General features: G+C 69.2%; 18 protein-coding genes. 2 read left to right on the top strand and 16 right to left on the bottom strand.

Going from position 1 to position 17,827, the window contains the following annotated elements; translation table 11 throughout:
• Positions 1–16: 16 nt before the first annotated feature.
• The 9 genes from AC1DYD_RS05075 to AC1DYD_RS05035 form a co-directional block, all read right to left on the bottom strand.
• A complete protein-coding gene (locus AC1DYD_RS05075) occupies positions 17–1,432 on the bottom strand; it encodes an MFS transporter (protein ID WP_478171745.1) in 1,416 nt (471 codons plus the stop codon).
• A 13-nt stretch (positions 1,433–1,445) separates the two neighbouring features.
• Positions 1,446–2,651, bottom strand: a complete 1,206-nt coding sequence (locus tag AC1DYD_RS05070) for a multidrug effflux MFS transporter (RefSeq protein ID WP_478171646.1) — start codon at positions 2,649–2,651, stop codon at positions 1,446–1,448.
• Positions 2,652–2,745: 94 nt separating this feature from the next.
• The gene (locus AC1DYD_RS05065) at positions 2,746–3,288 is read right to left on the bottom strand and encodes a methylated-DNA--[protein]-cysteine S-methyltransferase (protein ID WP_478171645.1); all 543 of its coding nucleotides are present in this window, start codon (positions 3,286–3,288) and stop codon (positions 2,746–2,748) included.
• A 15-nt stretch (positions 3,289–3,303) separates the two neighbouring features.
• Positions 3,304–3,936, bottom strand: a complete 633-nt coding sequence (locus tag AC1DYD_RS05060) for a PqiC family protein (RefSeq protein WP_478171644.1) — start codon at positions 3,934–3,936, stop codon at positions 3,304–3,306.
• Positions 3,933–5,570, bottom strand: a complete 1,638-nt coding sequence (locus AC1DYD_RS05055) for a PqiB family protein (protein ID WP_478171643.1) — start codon at positions 5,568–5,570, stop codon at positions 3,933–3,935. Before AC1DYD_RS05055 ends, AC1DYD_RS05060 begins: the two co-directional genes overlap by 4 nt.
• The gene (locus tag AC1DYD_RS05050; RefSeq protein ID WP_478171642.1) at positions 5,567–6,304 is read right to left on the bottom strand and encodes a paraquat-inducible protein A; all 738 of its coding nucleotides are present in this window, start codon (positions 6,302–6,304) and stop codon (positions 5,567–5,569) included. Before AC1DYD_RS05050 ends, AC1DYD_RS05055 begins: the two co-directional genes overlap by 4 nt.
• Positions 6,301–6,924 carry a paraquat-inducible protein A gene (locus tag AC1DYD_RS05045; RefSeq protein ID WP_478171641.1) on the bottom strand — a complete coding sequence of 208 codons (624 nt, stop codon included), beginning with the start codon at positions 6,922–6,924 and terminating at the stop codon, positions 6,301–6,303. Before AC1DYD_RS05045 ends, AC1DYD_RS05050 begins: the two co-directional genes overlap by 4 nt.
• Positions 6,925–6,971: 47 nt before the next feature.
• Positions 6,972–7,520, bottom strand: a complete 549-nt coding sequence (locus tag AC1DYD_RS05040) for a carbonic anhydrase family protein (RefSeq protein ID WP_478171640.1) — start codon at positions 7,518–7,520, stop codon at positions 6,972–6,974.
• A gap of 294 nt (positions 7,521–7,814) precedes the next feature.
• Positions 7,815–8,735, bottom strand: coding sequence for a LysR family transcriptional regulator (locus AC1DYD_RS05035; protein ID WP_478171639.1), 921 nt, complete (start codon positions 8,733–8,735; stop codon positions 7,815–7,817).
• A 79-nt stretch (positions 8,736–8,814) separates the two neighbouring features.
• Here AC1DYD_RS05035 and AC1DYD_RS05030 point away from each other — a divergent pair, with 79 nt between their 5' ends.
• Positions 8,815–9,993 (top strand): MFS transporter, encoded by a 1,179-nt coding sequence (locus AC1DYD_RS05030; protein ID WP_478171744.1) that lies wholly within the window; start codon positions 8,815–8,817, stop codon positions 9,991–9,993.
• 39 nt (positions 9,994–10,032) lie between these two features.
• The gene (locus AC1DYD_RS05025; protein ID WP_478171638.1) at positions 10,033–11,073 is read left to right on the top strand and encodes an aldo/keto reductase; all 1,041 of its coding nucleotides are present in this window, start codon (positions 10,033–10,035) and stop codon (positions 11,071–11,073) included.
• Between the two features lie 23 nt (positions 11,074–11,096).
• Here the strand turns inward: AC1DYD_RS05025 and AC1DYD_RS05020 are convergent, their stop codons facing one another.
• The 7 genes from AC1DYD_RS05020 to AC1DYD_RS04990 form a co-directional block, all read right to left on the bottom strand.
• Positions 11,097–11,456, bottom strand: a complete 360-nt coding sequence (locus AC1DYD_RS05020) for a DUF1428 domain-containing protein (protein ID WP_478171637.1) — start codon at positions 11,454–11,456, stop codon at positions 11,097–11,099.
• Between the two features lie 160 nt (positions 11,457–11,616).
• Positions 11,617–12,522 (bottom strand): SDR family oxidoreductase, encoded by a 906-nt coding sequence (locus AC1DYD_RS05015; RefSeq protein WP_478171636.1) that lies wholly within the window; start codon positions 12,520–12,522, stop codon positions 11,617–11,619.
• 147 nt (positions 12,523–12,669) lie between these two features.
• Positions 12,670–13,602: a glutathione S-transferase family protein gene (locus tag AC1DYD_RS05010; protein ID WP_478171635.1), complete on the bottom strand. Its 933-nt coding sequence runs from the start codon at positions 13,600–13,602 to the stop codon at positions 12,670–12,672.
• A 22-nt stretch (positions 13,603–13,624) separates the two neighbouring features.
• Positions 13,625–15,265 (bottom strand): isovaleryl-CoA dehydrogenase, encoded by a 1,641-nt coding sequence (locus AC1DYD_RS05005; protein WP_478171634.1) that lies wholly within the window; start codon positions 15,263–15,265, stop codon positions 13,625–13,627.
• A 25-nt stretch (positions 15,266–15,290) separates the two neighbouring features.
• On the bottom strand, positions 15,291–16,307 hold the full coding sequence (locus tag AC1DYD_RS05000) for an NADP-dependent oxidoreductase (protein WP_478171633.1): 1,017 nt from the start codon (positions 16,305–16,307) through the stop codon (positions 15,291–15,293).
• 22 nt (positions 16,308–16,329) lie between these two features.
• Positions 16,330–16,791 (bottom strand): PaaI family thioesterase, encoded by a 462-nt coding sequence (locus AC1DYD_RS04995; protein ID WP_478171632.1) that lies wholly within the window; start codon positions 16,789–16,791, stop codon positions 16,330–16,332.
• A gap of 227 nt (positions 16,792–17,018) precedes the next feature.
• Positions 17,019–17,813 carry an SDR family oxidoreductase gene (locus tag AC1DYD_RS04990; RefSeq protein WP_478171631.1) on the bottom strand — a complete coding sequence of 265 codons (795 nt, stop codon included), beginning with the start codon at positions 17,811–17,813 and terminating at the stop codon, positions 17,019–17,021.
• Positions 17,814–17,827 lie beyond the last annotated feature (14 nt).

The raw sequence follows: 17,827 nt of genomic DNA, 5'->3' as shown, positions 1-17,827 counted from the left end.
CGGAGATAGGGGCGGTTCAGGCGTGGCGGGCGGCCGCCTGGCGGGTCCTCAGCGTACTGCAGACCGCCGCCACCGCGGCGCAGCAGGCGGCGAGCGCGAGGGCGATCACCTGCCCCTTGCCGTCGTGCGGGCTCCAGAAGCTGAAGATGCCGGCCAGCAGCACCGCCCCCAGGGTCTGGCCCGTGAGCCGCGCGGTGCCCAGCATACCGCTCGCCGCGCCGCTGCGGTGCGGCGGTGGCGTGGTCACGATGGTGTGGTTGTTGGGCGACTGGAACAGTCCGAAGCCCAGCCCGCACAGCGCCATGCGCCAGACGATGTCGCCGTTGCCCGGCTGGGCCGGCAGTGTCGCCAGCAGCGCCAGGCCGGTGGCCAGCAGGGCCAGCCCGATGCCGCCGAGCAAGCCGTCCGGATATCGACCGATCAGCCGACCCGCGATCGGCGCCATCACGACGATCGCCAGCGGCCAGGCGGTGATCAGCAGGCCGGCCTCGAAGTGCGAGCGCCCGTAGGTGTCGAGCAGCAGGAAGGGCAGCGCGATGAAAGACAGCATCTGGGCACAGAAGGCGCCGACCGAGGTGCCCATCGAGAGCGCGAATACCGGGATGCGCAGCAGGTCGACCGGGAACAGCGGCAGCGCGAGCGCGGCCTGCCGTCGCAGGTAGACGACGCCGACCGCCACGCCGGCCAGCAGCAGCGCCCAGGCCAACGGCCCGCCGCCCTGCCCCGTTTCGCCGCGCACGCCCAGGCGGTCGGCACCGATGAAGATCAGCGCGAACATCGCCACGTTGAGCGCGACATCGACGAGAGAAAAGCGAACGCCGGACGACTTCGCGGCATTGACCGGCAGTGCCCTCAGTCCGAGCACCAGCACCAGCGCCCCAAGCGGCACGTTGAGCGCGAACAACCAGGGCCACGATGCCACCGACAGGATCCCGGCCGCCACCGACGGGCCGGCCACCGAGGCGGTCGCCACCACCATCGAATTGATGGCCATGCCGCGCCCGAGCTGGGCCGACGGATAGATGAGCCGGACCAAGGCGGCATTGACGCTCATGATGCCGGCGGCACCCAGCCCCTGCAGCGCACGGCCGGCGATCAGCATGCCGAGCGAGTTCGACAGCGTCGCGATCAGCGACGCCGACGCGAACAGCGCCATGCCGGTGAGATAGACGCGCCGAAAGCCGATCCGGTCGCCCAGCGAGGCCAGCGGCAGCAACATCACCAGCGTGGCGATCTGGTAGGCGTTGACGACCCAGATGGCATGCGCCGGATCGGCCCGCAGCTCGCGCGCGATGCCCGGCAGCGCGAGGTTGACGATGGTGCCGTCGAGCACCGCCACCGCGATGCCGAGGATGACCACCACCATGGCGTGCCGGCGCTGCGGCTGCGGCAAGCCGTCGCGGGCGACGCGGGCGGCCGGGGCCGCGGCGATGGCCGACACCGCCTCAGCCCGCCTGGCAGGCGGCCGGGCGCCGGCCGTCCAGGGTGAGCCAGGTCAGGACGACCGCGATCAGCGCGCCGCCCGCCATGCCGGTCACCATCGGCAGCGGCCGGCCGTCGGTGAACAGCCCGACCACCGCCATCACCAGCGCGCCGGTCAGCATCTGCAGCGTGCCGAGCAGGGCCGACGCCGTGCCGGCGATGGCACCATGCTGCTCGAGGGCCAGCACCGAGGTGGTGGGAATCACCAGGCCCATCAGGCCGCTGGCGATGAAGTACAGCACGATCAGCACCGCCAGCCGGTCGCCGCCGCTGGCGAAGTAGGCGAACATCGCGAGCATCACCGCGCCGCAGGCGCAGACGCTGGTCTTCACTACGCGCTCGATCCCGAAGCGCTCGCACAACGGGCCGTTGAGCTGCGCGGCGGCGAAGAAGGCCGCTGCGTTGACGCCGAAGGCCACGCTGTACAACACCGGCGACAGGCCGTAGTGGTCGATCATCACGAAAGAGGAGTTCGCCAGGTAGGTGAAGAAGCCGGCCATGGCGAAGGCGCCGATGAAGACCAGCCCGAGGTAGTGCCTGTCGCGCAGCAGCACGCCGTAGGCCGAGAACGCGCTGCCCAGGCTGCTTTCGACCCGCTCCTCGGCCGGCCGCGTCTCCTTGAGCACCATGGCGACGGTCGCCAGGCCGATCACGGCCGCCAGCGTGACAGACCAGAACACGCCGCGCCAGCCGGTGAAGGCGATCACCGCGCTGCCGGCCAGCGGCGCCAGGATCGGCGACACGCTGAAGACCAGCATCAGCAGCGACATCAGCCGCGCCGCGTCGGTCCCGGTGTGCAGGTCGCGCACCACGGCACGCGGGATCGCCATGCCGGCTGCGGCGCCCAGGCCCTGGACGAAGCGAAGCGCGATCAGCGTCTCGATGCGGGTGGCCAGCGCACAGCCGATGCTCGCCAGCGCGAACAGGCCGAGGCCGACATAGAGCGGCGGCTTGCGGCCCACCATGTCGGACACCGGGCCGTAGAGCAATTGCCCGACGCCGAGCGAGATGAAGAAGGCGGTCAGGCTCATCTGCACCGGCCCGATGCCGGCGTGCAGGCTGCTGCCGATCTCGGGCAGGGCCGGCAGGTACATGTCGATCGCGAACGGGCCGATGGCCGACAACAGGCCCAGCACGATCGCGATCTTGAAGAAGCGCGAGGAAGTCATGGACCGATTGTCGCCAAGGCGGCGATGGACCGTCGGCAGCGAAGCGAGCCAGCCTGTGTTAGGGCCTGTTCACACTATGAACAGGCCCTGGACGTCAGAAGAGATGCCCGCTGTCGCTCTCCGGCCGGGCACCCTCGATGGCCAGCATGCGCAGCTTCGACACCGCGCCGCCATGGGCCGAGAAACCGCCCCACTTGCCGCCCGCCGCCAGCACTCGGTGGCAAGGGACGACCGGCGCGAAGGGGTTGAGGCCGAGCGCCTGACCGACCGCGCGCGCCAGGCCCTTGTCGCCGAGTTCGGCCGCAATGTCGCCGTAGCTGCGGGTGCGTCCGGGCGGAATGCGGCGCGCGATCGCGTAAACGCGCTGGTGGAACTCGCTGATGCCCTCCATGTCGAGCACGATGTCATCGAGGGCCAGCGGCTGGCCGGCGAGCATCGCACGGATGCCCGCGATCGCGGGCGCCACCGCCGATGGCGCCTCGGCCTCCGCCAGCCCCGGAAAACGCCGCCTCATGCGCGCGCGGGTAGCGCCCTCCTCGCCCTCGGGCAGCTGGACGCCGACGATGCCGCGCGGGCCCCAGGCGATGCCACAGGCGCCGATGGCCGTGTCGAAGAGTGCGAAGCCGTTCGGATGCATCGCCGGTGGCCCGCCTCACGCCGTGCACGAAGCCGCCGGCTGTCCCGGCAGCGCGGCAACGCTGGCCGCGATCGCATCGGCCAGTTGCGAGGCGACGCGCTGCGCACCCTGCGCCAGCGCATCGATACCGCCCCCCACCGGCTCCGACACCGAGATCCGGCAGCCGACGCCCGGCCCCTCGTCGGTCCGGCGCAGGGTCCAGCTGAAGGCCGCATCGACCCGGCTGCCCTCGACGGCATCGAACTGGCCCATCTGCACCGCGATGCGGATCGCCGGCTGGCCGCGGGGGCGGCCGGACTTGCTGACGTCGACCGCTCCGAGCCGCGCGGCCACCGCGCTGCCCAGCGCATCGTGCAATTCGCTCTCGAACGAGGAAGACCAGCGATGCTGCTCGAGGATCTCGACCTGCGGCCCGGCGGCCGCATCCTTCTGCCGCACCACCAGTTGCGGCCGGACGAATCGCTCGGGCATGGCGATCGGCGCGAGTTCGATGTAGAGCGGCGCGGCTGCGGCGGCCGGCGCCCGCGCAGCCGGCGCGGCGGTCTCCGCCAGGCTGTAGAACTGGGTGCGCGTACTGCCGCAGCCCGCCGCCGCCAGCATCGCCGCCGTGAAAAGCCATGCGCCCGGGCGCAACGTCGTCGATCTCATTTCTGCTTGTCCTCCGGCTTGCCGCGGATCAGGGATTCGGGATGGCGCTCTAGGTAGTCGGTCAGGACGCGCAGCGAGCCCGCGGCCCGCGTGACCTCCTGCAGCGTCTGGCGCAGATCCTGCTGCAGCGGCGCGTCGTCGGCGATCGTCTTCTCGGCCGAGTTCAGCGTCCGCCGCACATCCTTCATGGCCGCGGCCATCTCGGGCGTCAGGTCGTCGTGGATGCGCCTGACCAGCTGTTCGGCGCTGCCCAACGTCTTGTTGAGCGTGCCGATCGCCTTGCGCAGATCGTTGCTGATCTCATCGAACGGCACCTTGTTGAGCTTGCGCGCGATGTCCGACACCTGCGCCTGCAGTTCGTCCAGGCTGTTGGGCGTCGTCGGCAGCTCCAGCGGCGTGCGTTCGATGTCCAGCGTGGCCGGCTTGGCGTCGGGGAAGAAGTCGATCGCCACATAGACCTGCCCGGTCAGGAGGCTGCCGGTGCGCAGTTGCGCGCGCAGCCCCTTGCTGACCAGGAAGCGCCAGCGCTCGAGTTGCGACAACTGGCCTTCCTTGCCCGGATCGGAGCCCCGGCGCCGCAGGCGGTCGGGGTAGATCTGCACCACCACCGGCATCTTGAACTCGCGCTCGGTGCGGTCGAACTCGACCCCGATCGACTTGACCTCGCCGATCACGACGCCGCGGAAGTCGACCGGCGCCCCGGGCGACAGCCCGCGCAGCGACTGGTTGAAATACAGCAGCATGGTGCGCGACGGACCGTCCGGCTCCTTCATTGCCGTGGTTTCGTCACCCGCCAGCATGAAGGCTGCGTTCTCCTGCGCCACCGGTCCGTTCTGGTCGTCGGGCGACTGGAAGGCGATGCCGCCCAGCAGCACCGTGACCAGCGATTGGGTCCGCACCTTGAGGCCGCTCGCATTGAGGTCGACATCGAAGCCGCTGGCATGCCAGAACCGGGTGTTGACGCCGACGAACTTGTCGTAGGGCGCGTTCACGAAGACCCGCAGCGTGACGGCGCGGCCATCGCCATCGAGCTCGTAGGCCGCGACCTGCCCCACCTTGATGCGCCGGAAGTACACCGGCGAACCGATGTCGAGCGAGCCGATGTCGCGTGACTTGAGCAGGAACTGCCGGCCCGAGGCATCGCGCGTGACGATCGGCGGGGTCTCGAGGCCGGCGAATTCGCCGGCGGTCTCGTCCGAGGTGCCCGCGTCGGCGCCGATGTAGGCGCCCGAGAGCAAGGTTCCGAGCCCGGAGATGCCCGTGGTGTCGAGCCGCGGGCGCACCACCCAGAAGCGGGTGTCCTGCGCGGTGAAGGCGCTGGCCTCCTTCTTGAGTTGCACCAGCACCCGCACATGCGAGCGGTCGGAGGCCAGGCGGATGCTCTGCACGGTGCCGATCTGCACGTCCTTGTACTTGACCGCGGTCTTGTTGGCCTCGAGGCCCTCGGCGCTCTTGAAGGTCAGCACGATCTCGGGACCGCGGTCCATCAGGATCCGGGCGACCAGCGCCACGCCGACCATCGCGGCCACGATCGGGATCAGCCAGATCAGCGAAGGCAGCCAGTTGCGCCGCCTGACGACCCTCGGCGCGGACCGCGGCGGCGGGGGCTCGGGTCGGATGGCTTCGTCACTCATATCGGTTCATTGTCCATTGTTGTTTCTTCAGGACCCGCAGCGGCCTCGGCGGCGTCCCAGGTCAGCCGCGGATCGAAGCTCAGCGAGGCCATCATGGTCAGCACCACCACCGCGCCGAAGGCCGCAATGCCGACGCCGGCCGTGATCTCGGCGAAGCCATGGATGCGCACCAGTCCGGCCAGCAGCGCCACCACGAAGACGTCGAGCATCGACCAGCGGCCGATCACCTCGAGCATGCGATAGAGCTTGGCCCGCTCGAGCTGGCGCCAGGTGCTGCGGCGCTGGGCCGTGATGTTCAGCAGGATCAGCGCGCTGAGCTTGAACAGCGGCACCAGGAAGCTGGCGATGAAGATCAGCGCCGCCAGCCCGTAGGCGCCGGTCACCCAGAAATAGATGACGCCGCTCAGGATGGTGTCCTGCTGGGTGCCCAGCAGGCTCTTGGTGATCATCACCGGCAGCAGGTTGGCCGGCAGGTAGAGGATCGCGGCGGCGACCAAGTAGGCCCAGGTGCGCTGGATGCTGCCGGGCTTGCGCGCGTGCAAGTGGGTGCCGCAGCGGGCGCAGGGCTCGCCCTCGACCGCGCCTCGCCAGGTGGTGCCGCAATGGTGGCAGGCCATCAGCCCCTGCGATCCCGCGGTCTCGACGGTCACGTCATCACTTGGCGCAGGACCCTCGCGCCGCAGTGCCTTGGCAATGGCCTTGGGAATGGCCCGGGGAATGGCCCGGCGGCTCATTCGTCCTGCCCCGGCCGCGGCTCGAAGGCCATTTCCCAGAAGGTCCGAGGGTTGAACGACAGCACTGCGGTCAGCAGCACGGTGAGCCCCATGAAGGCCCAGAGCGCCGGGCCCGCGATCACCTGGGCCAGGCTGCCGAGCTTGATGATCGCCACCAGCACGCCGAGCAGGAACACCTCGATCATGCCCCAGGGCCGCAGCGCCACCAGGGCGTTGACCAGCACGTCGAAACCCGCCGGCCGGCGCTCGTAGCGCAGCGGCACCAGCAGGTAGAACAGGATGCACAGCTGCAGCAGCGGGAACAGCAGCGTGGTCGCCAGCACCAGCAGCGCCACTGGCGACATGCCTTCCATGCTGAGCGCCACCACCGCGCCGACCAGCGTGGTCTGGCTGCTGATGCCCTGGAGCTCGATCTCGACGATCGGGAACAGGTTGGCGATGGCGAACAGGATCAGGCAGGCCACGGTGAGCGGCAGCACGCGGGCGCTCTGGTCGCCAGGGTGGCGGTCGAGTTCGGTGCTGCAGCGCGGGCAATGAGACACCTCGCGGCGGCGCAGCCGCACGCGGCGGTAGACCGCGTCGCAGCCTTCGCAAACGATGGCGTCGGGGACTTCTTTCATGGATTTGTGCAGCTATTGTCAGGCAAGCGCAAAGCTGCTGCTGCGACCTATTCGCCGGCGGTTTCTTCCACCGGCTCGCGGCCGTTCAGCGGCTGGATCGGGCGATGATTGTCCCGAAACAAGCGGCGGAAGCCATCGATCTGCGCCCGCGACATCTCGATCGGGCGCTCCAGCACCACCCAATGCACCCGCTCGGTGCACGGCGGGGTGGTCAGCGAGCCGGCGTACAGCATGGGCGCGTGGAAATGGAACCGCGCCAGGCGATGCTCGACGCCTTGATGGACGACCTTGTTGCCCGCTGCGCCTTCCAGATCCAGTTCGAGGGTGTGGCCGTTGTTGACGAGCCGACCCGCGGCCTTGCCGTAGCGGATATCGGCATCGTGCTGTGCCAGCGCCTTGGCCTTGGCCGCAGGCAGGTCGACCGGCGACTGCTGCTGTCCGGTCTTGCAGATCACGTTGTCGGGTGCCAGCGCAGCCCACTCGGCGGGACCGGTCTTGCCGCCATAGGACCCGTGCGCGTGTTCGAGCGCCGAGGCAGCGGCGCAGAGACTGAAAGCGAAAGGCCCCGCGAGTGCGGGGCGAGAGAGGCTGGGCATGGGAGTTTGCAACTGTCGTGAATGACTGCGACCTCCGGAAGTGGAGCGCAGGCGCCGTAGCGCCGCGAGATTTTCGAACCGGCGCAATCCCGCTCCGGGAAGAGCGGCTAGCGACCCCTCCTTTCGTTTCGAGGGAAACTTCCGCCCTCACGACACTCAGGTGCGGCGTCGTCCTCCTCGTGCATTTGCGGTCGGGTACACCTGGGCGTTGGACTTGACGTTCCTGACGCGCACGATCTCGTGCAAGCAGATCCGGCTCGCGATCGCGGCGCGAGCGTGGGCCACCGCTGGGTGCTAGAGGCGCGGACGCCCATCCTCCCCCACGTGCGCCGCCAGGAAGTCCAGAAGCGCCCGCACGCGCGCCGGCAAGCGCCCGGGCTTGCCGAGGTAGACCGCATGGATCGGCGCGAAGTCGCCGGGGTTGAAAGCCTCCAGCACCGGCACCAGCCGGCCGGCATCGATGTCGGCCTGCACCTGGTACAACGACAACCGCCCCAGGCCGACGCCCGCCAGCAGCAGCGCGCGCAGGGCCTCGCCATCGCCGGCTCGAACGTTGCCGTTGACTGGCATGTCGATCACCCGGCCGTCGACCGAGAGCGGCCAATCGGGGACGCTGCGCCGGTAGGTGAAGCCGAGCCGGTTGTGCGCTTCGAGCTCCTCCGGCGTGTAGGGCGTGCCATATCGGGCGAGATAGGCGGGTGCGCCGACGATCGCCTGTCCGGTGGCGCCGAGCCGCCGGGCCACCAGATCGGACGGCGGCAATGTGCCCCAGCGAATCGCGACGTCGGCACGCTCCTCCATCAGATCGACAACGCGGTCGGTCAGCACGATGTTGAGCGTGATCTGTGGGTGCAGTTCGAGAAAGCGCGGCACCAACGGGATCAGCACCTGCTGCCCGAAGGGAACGCTCGCGTTGATGCTGACCTGACCGCTCGGCGCCGCGCCCGCTGCCGCACAGCGCTCGGCCTCGTCCATGTCGGCCAGAACGCGCACGCTGCGCTCGTAGAAGAGCTGGCCTTCGGCCGTGAGCTGCAGCTTGCGCGTGGAGCGGTGCACGAGTTGGGCGCCGAGCCGCGCCTCGAGGCGGCCGATCAGCTTGCTGACCGCCGAGGGCGTCATTCCCTGGGCGCGGGCACCGGCCGAGAAGCTGCCGCGCTCGACCACTTGCACGAAGGCTTCCATCTCGCCGGAACGGTTGATCTCGGAGCGGGGCATTTGTGACTTCAATTCACAAGATTATGTCGGTCCGGCATTCTATTCATGCTCCCGCGAAGCCGGCACAGTCATGGCCATCATGCCCATCGCCCTCCTCGCCCTCACCGCCGGTGCCTTCGGAATAGGGACCACCGAATTCGTCATCATGGGCCTGCTGCTGCAGGTGTCCGCCGATCTCCAGGTCTCGATCGCGACCGCCGGCCTGCTGATCTCGGGCTACGCGCTCGGCGTCGCGGTCGGCGCGCCCCTGCTGACCATCGCCACCCGCCGCCTGCCGCGCAAGACCGTGCTGCTCGGGCTGATGGCCATCTTCACGCTCGGCAACATCGCCTGCGCCATGGCCGGCAGCTACGAGCTGCTGATGGCCGCGCGGGTCGTCACCTCGCTGGCGCACGGCACCTTCTTCGGCGTCGGCGCGGTGGTCGCCACCGGCCTGGTGCCGCCGGAGCGCCGCGCCTCGGCGATCGCCATCATGTTCACCGGGCTCACCGCGGCGACGCTGCTCGGCGTGCCGGCCGGCGCCTGGCTCGGCCTGCACTTCGGCTGGCGCTCGACCTTCTGGGCGGTGGCGCTGATCGGGGTCGCCGCCTTCACCGTGCTGGCGCTGTTCGTGCCGCGCGGCCGGGTCGATGCCGCACCGTCCCCGCTGCGCGACGAACTCGCCGTGCTGGCCCGCCCGCAGGTGCTGCTCGGGCTCGCGATGACGGTGCTGGGCTTCGCCGGCGTGTTCGCCGTCTTCACCTACATCCAGCCGCTGCTGACCCGCGTCACCGGTGTCACGGAGGCCGCGGTGTCGCCGATCCTGCTGCTGTTCGGCGGCGGACTGGCCGTCGGCAACCTGCTGGGCGGCCGGCTGGCCGACCGCGCGCTGATGCCGTCCCTGCTGGGCTCGCTGGTGGCGCTGGCCGCGGTGCTCGGCGCGATGCAGTGGCTGGTCCGCACGCCCTGGACCGCGGTGGTGTTCGTGCTGCTGCTGGGCATCGCCGCCTTCGCCACCGTCGCCCCGCTGCAGCTGCGGGTGCTCGACAAGGCGGCGGGCGCGGGACAGAACCTGGCCGCCAGCCTCAACATCGCGGCCTTCAATCTCGGCAACGCGCTGGGGGCCTGGGTCGGCGGCGTCGTCATCGAGCGCGGGCCCGGCCTGCAGGCGCTGGGCTGGGTGGCGGCGCTGCTGACGCTGGCCGGGCTCGCGATCGCTCTCTGGAGCCGGGCACTCGATCGACGGCTTCCGGCGGCCGTGGCCACCGCCTGCGCCTGAAGCGCCCCACCCGTTCACACACGCAAACAAGGACCCACCATGGAATACCGCTATCTCGGCCACTCGGGCTTCAAGGTCCCGGCCCTCGGCTTCGGCGCCGGCACCTTCGGCGGCGAAGGCCCGCTGTTCAGCGCCTGGGGCAACACCGATGTCGCCGGGGCGCGCCGCATCGTCGACATCTGCCTCGACGCCGGCGTCAACCTGTTCGACAGCGCCGATGTGTACTCGAGCGGCGCTTCCGAATCGATCCTGGGCGCGGCCATCCAGGGCCGGCGCGACAAGGTCATCCTGTCGACCAAGCTCGCGCTGCGCGCGGGCAATGGACCGAACGATGTCGGCGCCTCGCGCCATCATCTGGTCCAGGGCGTCGATGCCGCGCTCCGGCGCCTGGGCACCGACACCATCGACCTGCTGCAGTTGCATGCCTTCGATGCCATGACGCCGGTCGAGCAGGTGCTGCGCACCCTCGACGACCTGGTCCGCGCCGGCAAGGTGCGCTACATCGGCGCGTCGAATTTCTCCGGCTGGCAATTGATGAAATCGCTGGCGGCGTCCGATCGGCTCGGGCTCTCGCGCTATGTCGCCAACCAGGCCTACTACTCGCTGGTCGGCCGCGACTACGAATGGGAGCTGATGCCGCTCGGACTCGACCAGGGCATCGGCGCGATCGTCTGGAGCCCGCTCGGCTGGGGCCGCCTGACCGGCAAGATACGGCGCGGCCAGCCGCTGCCGGCCGGCAGCCGGCTGCACGACACCGCCGGTTTCGCGCCGCCGGTGGACGACGAGCGGCTCTACCGCGTGGTCGACGCGATGGACCAGGTGGCCGAGGAGACCGGCAGGACGCTGCCGCAGATCGCGCTCAACTGGCTGCTTCGGCGCCCGACCGTGGCCAGTGTGCTGATCGGCGCCCGCGACGAAGCGCAACTCGTGCAGAACCTCGGTGCGCTGGGCTGGGAGCTGACGGCCGAGCAGATCGCGCGCCTCGACGCAGCGAGCGCGGTGACGCCGCCGTACCCCTACTACCCTTACTGGAACGGACAGTTCGCGGAGCGCAGTCCGGTCGCCGTTTCGCTGCGCTGAGCCGCCCTCCGGGCGTCGAGGACTCAGAACGCGACCAAGGGCTCGAAGCCGCCCCAGAACATCCGCTTGCCGTCGAACGGCATCTGGGCCGGGTCCATCATGTCGGCCAGGCGCGGGTCGCTCATCGCCTTGGCGTTGACCTCGTCGCGCTGGCCGCGCGATTCGAACACGATCCAGGAGAACACCACGATTTCGTCGTCCTTGAGCTGTACGGCCTGCGGAAACGACGTATGCACGCCGGGCTTGACGTCCTCGGCGATCCACTCGCGGTACTCGAGCGCGCCATGCTCGCGCCAGACGGCGCCGGCGCGGGCCGCCATCTGGCGGTACGCCTCGATCTTGTCTTTCTTGAGGGGCAGCACGTATCCATCGACATAGGCCATGCAGGTCTCCTAGATGCGAATCGAGCACACCGAACTGAGCGGTTCAGTATATGCAGTCGCATCGCCGGCCCCAAGTCCCGACAGCGCACGCAGGCATTGGATGCGGAAGAACCACGGTTCTGCGGGGTTCCCCGAACAGGCCTCGCTGCGCCGGCCGGCGTCAGTTCGCGCGCAACTGGGCGCGCAGCTTGGCACCGATCTCGGGCCGTTCCAGGAATGGATCGGCGGGGTTCGTGATCGACACGATGTTCTCCATCCGGCTCTTCACGTTGCCGAGGGCCTTGGGATGGCTGAAGACATAGAACTGGTTGGCGCTGATCGCATCGAACACCATCTGCGCGACTTCGGCGGCGCTCACCTTGCCGCTGCTGACCGCCTTGTTGCTCATCGCCTGGCCGATCAGCTGGCTCTTGGTGAGCTCGCCGCCGGCCAGCGCGCCAGGGCGATTGCGTTCGCTCTGCGTGATGCCGGTGGGCACGAAGTACGGGCACAGCAGGCTGGCGCCGATCTGGTCGGTGACCAGCCTCAGGTCCTGGTAGAGCGTCTCGGTGAGGCTCACGACGGCCGCCTTGGCGGCGTTGTAGATGCCCATGTTGGGCGGCGTCAGCAGGCCCGCCATGCTGGCGGTGTTGACGATGTGGCCCCGGTACGCCGGGTCTTTTGCGGCGGCTTCGAGCATCATCGGCGTGAACAGGCGCACCCCGTGCACCACGCCCATCAGGTCGACGCCCAGCACCCACTCCCAGTCGGCAACGCTGTTCTCCCACACCAGGCCGCCGGCGCCGACGCCGGCGTTGTTGAAGACGAAGTGCGGCGCGCCGAAGCGCTGCTGCACCGCGCGGGCGAGCTCGTCCATCTGCGCCGCGTTGGCGACGTCGACCTTGCGGGCCAGAACCTGGGCACCGGCGGCCTCCATCTCGGCCTGTGCCTTGTCGAGCGCATCCTGTTGCACGTCGACCAGCACGAGGTTCATGCCGCGCGCCGCGCCGATGCGCGCGCATTCGAGGCCGAAGCCGGAACCGGCACCGGTGAGAACGGCCGTCCTGCCCTTGAAGTCCTGAATCATTTGCGCGTGTCCTTTCGTCTCTTGTGTTTGGCGTGAGGCCCTATTGAAATACGAAACCTGCGAGATCACAGTCGCGAAGGTGCTTCTTGATCAGTTGGGGACAGAGCAAAAACTGCTTTGCAGTTTCTTGGTCTGTCCCGCAAGGTCTCAGGAGGCCCTCAACACATACCCGATGCGCGGGAAATGCACATGCACCGTGCCGGCCCGCGGGTCGCTGCGGCGCAGCGTGTAGTGGGTGCGCGTGGCCGCGACCAGTTCGCCTTCGGTCGGCTCGGGGCCGAAGGCCTCGGGCGTGACCGTGACCCGCGCACCGAGCGCGATGCCGTGCTCGTCCTGGAAGGTGCTGTCGGCCAGCAGCGTGTGCGGCGTCGACGCGGCCGCCACCTCGATGGCGCGGGCGGCATCGAAGACCTCGGTCGTGCCGTGGCCGATGGCCGCCATGCGGTCCATCCAGTCACCCACCGCCGGCGTCAGCTGCAGGATGCCGGCCATCGAGGGTGTGCGCTTGCGGGTGAACCACAGCGGGTGGTAGCAGGCGAAGTCGGCCACCGTCGGAAATGCGCCGAGCAGGTAGTCGGTGTCGTCGAGCATGTCGGACAGCCGGCGCAGGTACGACTTGTAAGCCGCGGCGGCATCGGGCGGTCGCAGCCGCACCATGTTGGCGCTCATGGCGCGGCGATCGTCGGCAAAGGCCTTGGCCAGCTCGGGCGGCGCCTTGCCGAAGAGGTCGGCCGCGCCCTTCGCGCTGAAGCTGTAGGCCATCGCGGCCCCGAAGAGCGTGCTGTCGGCCCACTGCGCGACCAGGCGCGACAGGCCCTTGCCGGGCTCGGGGTAGATCGATGGCAGCGGCACCAGGTGCTCGAGCACGTCGCAGATCAGCGCCGTGTCGCAATAGACGTCGGCGCCGATCTGCAACACCGGCGTGCGGCGGTAGCCGCCCGTGAGCGCGACCAGATCGGGCTTCGGCGCGATCTGCGGAATGATCACGGACTTCCAGGCCAGCTTCTTGTAGCCGAGGATCAGACGCAGCTTTTCCGAGAAGGGCGAGGTCGCGTAGTGGTGAAGGATCAGGTCTGCCATGGGATCTTTCGAAGGTGGAGGGTCACTGCGGCTGCGCGCGGGAAATGATCGTGTCGAGGCCGACGCCGGCGCCGAGCGTACCGAAGGCATGGCCCCAGTCGCCGCCCAGTCGCGAGGCGCAGAAGCCGCCGACCACCGCCGGCGGCGCGGTCTGCACCAGCAGCGCCGCCTGCACCGCCAGCGCCACGTCCTGCGCCAGCCGGCGCGCCTCGATCTCGGTCGCCATCGCCTCGATGCGCGCGGGCAGTGCGGCGGCCAGGCGGTCGAGCGCGGCGTCGCTGCCGCGCGCCGGTGCCAGTTCCTTCGCCAGCGCAGCCACCGCATCGCCCTTGCGCAGGCCCCGCAGCAGGTCGATCGCCATGATGTTGCCGGCGCCTTCCCAGATCGAGTTGAGCGGCATCTCGCGGTAGACCCGGGCCATCACGCCCTCGCCGCCCTCTTCGACATAGCCGTTGCCGCCGAGGCATTCCATCGCCTCCTGGGCGAAATGGCTGCCGCGCTTGCAGATCCAGAACTTCGCCACCGGCGTCAGCAGCCGGGCCATCGCGCGCTCGTGTTCGTCGGCGGGGTGATCGAAGGCACGCGCGAGGCGGATCGCCAGCGCGGTCGCGGCTTCGCTTTCGAGCGCCAGGTCGGCCAACACGTTCTTCATCAGCGGCTGCGCGATCAGCGGCCGGCCGAACGCCTGCCGTTGCGCCGTGTGATTCAGCGCCAGGCTGAGGGCCTGCCGCATCAGCCCGCTGGTGCCGAGCGCGCAATCGAGCCGGGTCATGGTGCCCATCTCGAGGATCTGCGGCACGCCGCGGCCCTCCTCGCCGACCCGCCAGGCGCTGGCGCCATGGAACTCGACCTCGGCGCTGGCGTTGGCCTTGTTGCCGAGCTTGTCCTTCAGGCGCTGGATGCGGATCGCATTGCGGCTGCCGTCGGGCAGCACGCGCGGCAGGAAGAAGCAGGACAGCCCGGCCGGCGCCTGCGCGAGGATCAGGAAGGCGTCGCACATCGGCGCCGAGAAGAACCACTTGTGGCCCGTGATCTCGTAGCGCTCGCCCCAGCCGTCGCTGCCGGCGCGCACCGCCTGCGTGGTGTTGGCGCGGACGTCGGAGCCGCCCTGCTTCTCGGTCATGCCCATGCCCATCGTCACGCCGGGCTTGTCGCGCCAGGGCTTGAGCGCCGGGTCGTACCAGCGGCTCGCGAGTTTCGGCCCCCAGTCGGCGTACACGCCGGCGTTGCTGCGCAGCGCTGGCGTGACGGCGTAGCTCATCGAGATCGGACATAGCATCGACGGCTCGAGCTCGGTGAACAGCATGAAGCCGGCCGCGCGCTGCACATGGGGCGACTGCGACTCGCCGGCCCAGGGCGTGCCGTGCAGGCCGGCGCCGACCGCGGCCGCCATCAGCGCGTGGTAGCTCGGATGAAACTCGACCTCGTCGATCCGGCGGCCGAAGCGGTCGTGGGTGTGCAGCACCGGCGTGTGGATGTTGGCGAGCCGCGCATGGGTCTGCATCTCCACGCTGCCGATCTCGGCGCCGAGGCTCTGGAGCGGCGCCAGCTGCAGCTGCGGCGCGTTGTGCTTCAGCGCGTCGCGCAGCGGGCGGTTGGTTTCGAACAGGTTGTAGCCGGCGAGCGGCGCCGGCTGGTTGAAGACCTCGTGCGTGGTGTCCATGCCAGCCTCCTGTGCGTATCAGCCGTCAGATGAGCTTGACCAGTTGCTTGCCGAAATTCTTGCCCTTGAGCAGGCCGAGGAAGGCTTCGGGCGCCGATTCGATGCCCAGGGCGATCGACTCGCGCGGCCTGAGCCTGCCGCTGGCGACCAACGCGCCCAATTCGGCCAGCGCCTCGGGCCAGACTTCCATGTGCTCGCTGACGATGAAGCCCTCGAGCTTGAGCCGGTTGACCAGGAACAGCGCCGGATTGGCCAGCGGCAGCGGCTGGCCGTCGTAGCCGGCGATCATGCCGCACAGCGCGATCCGTGCAAAGGCGTTGGTGCGCAGCAGCACCGCATCGAAGATGTAGCCGCCGACGTTCTCGAAGTAGCCGTCGATGCCCTTCGGGCAGGCGTCCTTGAGTGCCGCGCTCATGCGCTTGACGTCGGGATGCTGGCGGTAGTCGATGCAGGCATCGAAGCCGAGTTCGTCGGTGACGTACTTGCACTTGTCGGGCCCGCCCGCAATGCCAACCACGCGGCAGCCGCGGGCCTTCGCCAGCGCACCGAAGGCGCTGCCGACCGCGCCGCTGGCGGCGGTGATGACCACGGTCTCGCCGGCCTTCGGCGCGATGATCTTCACCAGCCCGTACCAGGCGGTCACGCCGGGCATGCCGACCGCGCCCAGGTAGTGCGACAGCGGCACCTGCGTGGTGTCGACCTTCTTGAGCGCGCCGGGCTGCGAGGCATCGACCACGCTGTATTCCTGCCAGCCGCCGAAGCCGACCACCTTGTCGCCCACGGCGTACTTGGGGTGCTTGCTCTCGACCACCTCGCCGACCGTGCCGCCCTGCATCACCTGGCCCAGCGGTTGCGGCTGGGCGTAGCTCTTGGCGTCGTTCATGCGGCCGCGCATGTAGGGATCGAGGCTCATGTAGTGGTGGCGCACCAGCACCTGGTTGTCCTGCAGCGCCGGCGTCTCGGCGCTGACGAGCTTGAAGTTGCTGGCGACGGCTTCGCCCTCGGGGCGGTTGTCGAGAATCTGTTGTCTGTTGGTGGGCATGGAGGTCTCCGGGGAAAAGGGGTCAGTCGGTCGAAGGCGGGCGCATCGCGTTGGCGCTGGCCGGCCCCGTGGGCAGGCGGCGCTTCACGTACTTGAAGGTCCCGGTGGCGTGGGCGCAGACGCGTTCCTGGGCGTCGTAGATCTTCGCCTCGGTGAAGCCCATCGTCGCGGTGCGGTGCAGCAGGCTGCCGCGCGCGATCAGCGGGCCGACCGAAGGCGCCATGAAGGTGGTCTTCATCTCGATCGTGACGACGCCGGTCTCCGGCGTCTCGCTGCGCGCGGCGGCGGCCATCGCGATGTCGAGCATGGTCATGACGGCGCCGCCGTGCGTCACGTCGAAGGTGTTCAGGTGCTCGGGCTTGGCGGTGTAGCGCAGCTCGGACTCGCCGCCCTCGAACTTCGTGATCTCGAAGCCGAGATGGCGCGCGAACGGGATGCGGTCCGTGTAGGAGCGAAGGTTGATGCTGTCGTCGGAATCGGTCATTTCAGTGTTCCACCACGCGATCACGTAACCCGCGACGCATGAAACCGGCGCAGTCCGATACCAGGGATACCGCGGAACCGGCTTTGCCGGGCCGCCGGTATCGCCCCCCTTGAGGGGGCTGAGGTCCGCGGCTCCAAGCCTGCCTGCGCAGGCTTGGACGGACCCGAAGAGCCGCTGCCTCTGGCAGCGACTCGGGGCGCCGCAGGCGCTTCGGGGGGTGTTTCATTTCAGGCGCCAAGGACCACGCTGACGCCACCGTCGACGGCCAGCCATTGGCCCGTGATGTGCTTGCCGGCATCGCTCGCGTACAGCAGCGTGATGCCCTTCAGGTCCTCGTCGTCGCCGAGCCGGCCGAGCGGCGCGTGCGAGGCCATCTTTTCCTCGCCGATCGACTTGATCAGGCCCGCCGCCATCTTGGTCATGAAGAAGCCCGGGCAGATCGCGTTGACGTTGATGTTGTACTTGCCCCATTCGGCCGCCAGCGTGTGGGTGAAGCCGATCACCGCGCTCTTGGAGGTGTTGTAGGCCAGGGTCTGCATCTCGGGCGGATTGCCGTTGAGGCCTGCGATCGAGGCGATGTTGATGATCCGGCCGGCCTTCTTCGGGATCATGTAGGCGCGTGCGACCTGCTGCGCCAGGATGAAATAGCCGCGCACATTGAGATTCATGATCTTGTCCCAGGCCTCGACCGGGTGGTCTTCGGCCGGGGCGCCCCAGCTGGCACCGGCGTTGTTGACCAGGATATCGATCGCGCCCATGCGCTCGAGCGTCTGGGTGGCGAGGCGGCGGGTGTCCTCCTCCTTCGAGCAGTCGGCCGCGATCCAGCGGGTGTCGATGCCGGCCGCCTGCAGCTCGGCCGTCGCCTCCTCGAGGTCGTCGGCCTTGCGCGAGCTCAGCATGATCCTCGCGCCGGCCTCGCCGAGCGCATGCGCCATCTGCAGGCCCAGGCCGCGGGAGCCGCCGGTGATCAGTGCGGTCTTGCCGCCGAGGTCGAAAAGTTGCTGGACGCTTCGTGCAGTCATGGTGTCTCCGGGGA

The sequence above is a fragment of the Variovorax sp. P4_B11 genome (genome assembly GCF_056402355.1).
This window is presented reverse-complemented; position numbering and strand designations above follow the sequence as displayed.